The organism is Phytoactinopolyspora endophytica (genome assembly GCF_004138495.1).
Lineage (GTDB): Bacteria > Actinomycetota > Actinomycetes > Jiangellales > Jiangellaceae > Phytoactinopolyspora > Phytoactinopolyspora endophytica.
Window position 1 is genome coordinate 181,430 of record NZ_ML142858.1, and the last position, 3,895, is coordinate 185,324.

At 65.5% G+C, this 3,895-nt stretch carries 4 protein-coding genes; all 4 read left to right on the forward strand.

The annotated features are described in order from the left end of the window. Positions 1–653: MetQ/NlpA family ABC transporter substrate-binding protein (locus tag ELR45_RS19820; protein ID WP_205856910.1), on the forward strand; the 653-nt coding region annotated here is incomplete at its 5' end. Between the two features lie 101 nt (positions 654–754). After that, the gene (locus ELR45_RS19825) at positions 755–1,954 is read left to right on the forward strand and encodes a methionine ABC transporter ATP-binding protein (RefSeq protein ID WP_129667902.1); all 1,200 of its coding nucleotides are present in this window, start codon (positions 755–757) and stop codon (positions 1,952–1,954) included. After that, positions 1,951–2,613, forward strand: coding sequence for a methionine ABC transporter permease (locus ELR45_RS19830; RefSeq protein ID WP_129667903.1), 663 nt, complete (start codon positions 1,951–1,953; stop codon positions 2,611–2,613). Before ELR45_RS19825 ends, ELR45_RS19830 begins: the two co-directional genes overlap by 4 nt. A 342-nt stretch (positions 2,614–2,955) precedes the next feature. Beyond that, positions 2,956–3,895: NAD(P)/FAD-dependent oxidoreductase (locus tag ELR45_RS19835; protein ID WP_240759899.1), on the forward strand; the 940-nt coding region annotated here is incomplete at its 3' end.

Here is a 3,895-nt window from a genome sequence, read left to right on the forward strand (position 1 = left end):
CGCAGGGCCAGCTGGACCTCAACCAGTTCCAGCACCTGCAGTACCTGGCCGCGTACAACGTCGCGAACGACGACGACCTGACGCCGATCGGCGCCACGGCGATCTACCCGCTGGCCCTGTACTCGAAGGAGCACACGTCGCTGGAGGAGATCCCCGAAGGGGCCGAGATCGCCATCCCGAACGACGAGACCAACCAGGCGCGGGCGCTGCTGGTCCTCCAAGACGCCGAACTGCTCACTCTCGAGGACGGCGGTGACTCGACATCGCTGCCGTCTGACGTCATCGAGGAGGAGTCGAAGGTCACCGTGACGCCGGTCTCCGCTGAGCAGACCGCCGTCGCACTGAACAGCGTCGATGCGTCGATCATCAACAACGACTTCGTCGCCGACGCCGGCCTGCAGCCGGAGGATGCGCTGTACCAGGACCAAGCCGACAGTCCTGCCGCGCGCCCGTACATCAACGTCTGGGTCGCCCGGGAAGGCGAAGGGGACAACGAGACCTTCCAACGCTTGATCGAGCTCTACCACACCGCCGAGGTCGAGGACGCCTCCAGCGAGGCTTCCGGTGGCACCGCGGTCTTCACCGACAACCCTGCTGATGAGCTACAGGAAATCCTCGACGAGATCGAGGGCAATCTGGCGGCCGGCTCGTGATCATCGACCGTTGGCCACACGATGATGTGCCTGACGTTGATGATCGTGGGGCCCGGCGCGGACGGGAGCTTCATGAGCGCAGGTAGAACGGGAGCGCTGGGATGACGGCCGCGATCAGCTTTCGTGCGGCGACGAAGGTGTTCGGCACCGGCCGGGACGCGGTCCGCGCCGTCGACTCGGTGACGCTGGACATCGCTCGCGGTGAGATCTTCGGCGTGATCGGTTACTCGGGTGCAGGCAAGAGCACCCTGGTCAGGCTGGTCAACGCGTTGGAGACGGTGACGTCGGGTGAGGTGATCGTGGGCGGCCAGAACATCACCGAACTCCGCGAGCCAGAGCTACGTAAGGTCAGGGCGGGAATCGGGATGATCTTTCAGCAGTTCAACCTGATGAGCTCGCGGACGGTCGCCGGCAATGTCGCCTATCCGCTCAAGGTAGCCGGGTGGTCGAAGCAGGACCGCAAGCGGCGGGTCGCCGAGCTGCTCGACTTCGTCGGGATCGCGGACAAGGCGCGCACCTACCCGGGCAAGCTGTCCGGAGGGCAGAAGCAGCGGGTGGGTATCGCGCGTGCGCTGGCCACCTCGCCGTCGATCCTGCTCGCCGACGAGGCGACGAGCGCGCTCGACCCGGACACCACGCAGGACGTCCTGACTCTGCTGCAACGGGTCAACCGGGAGCTGGGCATCACCATCGTCGTCATCACACACGAGATGGACGTGGTGCGCTCGATCGCGCACCGCGTCGCTGTGATGGAGCAGGGGGCGGTGATCGAGCACGGTGCCGCGTACGACGTGTTCGCGTCGCCACGCCAGCGGGCGACTCAGCGGTTCGTCGCGACGACGTTGCGGGACCGGCCCAGCCCGGAGGTGCTGGAACGCCTGCGCCATCGGCATCCGGGCCGGATGATCACGGTGAGCGTACGGGAAGACGTCGGCACCGGTGTCGATGTGTTCGCCGGGCTGCGCACACACGGCGTCGACGGCGCGATCGTGTTCGGGGGCATCACCGAGATCGACGAGCGTCCCTTCGGCAGCCTGACCGTCGAGCTCGGTGGCGACGACGCGGCGATCGAAGCGCTGATCGCCGATCTGCGCCAGACGACGGACGTCCATGATCTCGGAACTGCCGCCGACCCTCGCGATGTGCCCTGGAGCGCAGCGGCCGAGGCTCCGGCCCCGGAAGACGAGACGACACCCGCTGGCGTTGGCCCAGACGGCGTGCGCTCGGGCGGCGTCGGCCTGGGCGGTGTCAGCTCGGGCGGCGACGCTGGGGTGACTCGACCGTTCGGGGGAGCGCGATGAACCGCGATTGGTCGGAGCTGACTCCGATCCTGGTGGAGTCGATCCGCGAGACGCTGTACATGGTGTCGATCACGATCGGGGTCGGCGGATTCCTCGGATTGGTCTTCGGTGTCCTCCTCTACGCGACCCGCAAGGGCAACCTGCTGGAGAACGCGTTCGTCTTCGCGATCCTGAATGTCGCGGTCAACATCGTCCGGCCGATCCCGTTCATCATCTTCATCACGGCTGTTGGTCCGCTGACGCTGGCGACGATCGGGACGACGATCGGCAACGACGCGGTGATCTTCGCGATGTCGATCATGGCGGCGTTCGTGACGGCACGGATCGTCGAGCAGAACCTCGTGGCTACGGACCCAGGGGTCATTGAGGCCGCGCGTGCCATGGGGGCGTCCAGGCTGCGGATCATCGTCACTGTGCTCATACCGGAGGCGCTGGCACCGCTGATCCTGGGATACACGTTCCTGCTGATCGGCATCATCGACATGTCGGCGCTGGCCGGTTATGTCGGTGGTGGAGGCCTCGGCAACTTCGCGATCGTCTATGGATACCAGCGGTTCAACTGGGAGGTGACGTTCGTGACGGTGATCGTCATCATCGGCATCGTCCAACTTGCCCAGGTGCTCGGCAACTGGCTCGCCCGCAAAGCGCTGCACCGCTGACCCACTACCCATGCCCCATGATCATCAACGGTCGCCCGTGCTATGGCCGGCCTGACCGTTGATGATCATGGAGGGGTAGTAAGAGGCGTTCGTCACTTAGGTGGCGACGAAGGTCAGCGAGCTTGTGAACGTATTCACAAGCTCGCTAGAATGAGCGATGAGAGCCGAGCGTGGGTGTCCCGCGACTCGCCCGGCCTCGCCCGTCGATACTGGTGGTGCGCCAGCAAGGAGAGTGCCTGCCCGCAGGACGGGGAACAGAAAGGGTTGAGCGGGAACGAAAACAAGCGGACAGCAACGGCGCGCCGAATCTAGCCTGATGACTACGAGACGTGAGGTGAAGGCGTGAAGACGCAGGAGAAGGTTCCGCACATTCTCATCTTGGGTGGCGGATACGTGGGCATGTACACCGCGATCGGCTTGCAGAAGAAGTTTCGCAAGGGGCAGGCGCAGATCACCGTCGTCGATCCCCGGTCCTACATGACCTACCAGCCGTTCCTCCCCGAGGCATCGGCCGGTGCGCTTGAGCCGCGACACGTCGTCGTTCCGCTCCGCCGCGTGCTGCGCAAGTGCAACATCATCACTGGTCGCGTCACGTCGATCACGCATCAGGACAAGAAGGCGACCGTTGATCCGGAGGGCGGGGCACCTTACGACATCCCGTACGACATCCTGGTCGTCGCGCTCGGTTCCATCGCCCGGACGTTGCCCATTCCGGGTCTGGCCGACGTCGGTATCGGATTCAAGCAGGTCGAGGAGGCCATCGCGCTGCGCAACCACGTCCTCGAACGGTTCGACGTAGCGGCGTCCACCACGGATGAGGAGGTTCGTCGGCGCGCGCTGACCTTCGTCGTCGTCGGTGGCGGGTTCGCGGGCGCGGAGGCATTGGGCGAGTTGGAGAACATGGCCCAGTACGCCAGCCGCTACTACCCGCAGGTCAGCAGTCGAGACATGCGATGGGTGCTGGTCGACGCCGCGGAGCGGATCTTGCCCGAAGTAGGCGACGAGATGGGAGTGTACGCGGTCGAGGAACTGAGCAAACGCGGCATCGAGATCCGGCTCAAGACGTTCCTCAACTCGTGCGAGGGCGGCCATGTCGTGCTGTCCAAGGGCAAGCCGTTCGATACCGACACCGTCATCTGGACCGCGGGCGTCAAGGCCAATCCCGTGCTGGCGGACGGCGACCTGCCGCTCGACGAGCGCGGCCGGGTAGCCTGCACACCGGACATGAGGATCGCCGGCACCGGCGACGCCTGGGCCGCCGGGGACAACGCCGCCGTTCCGG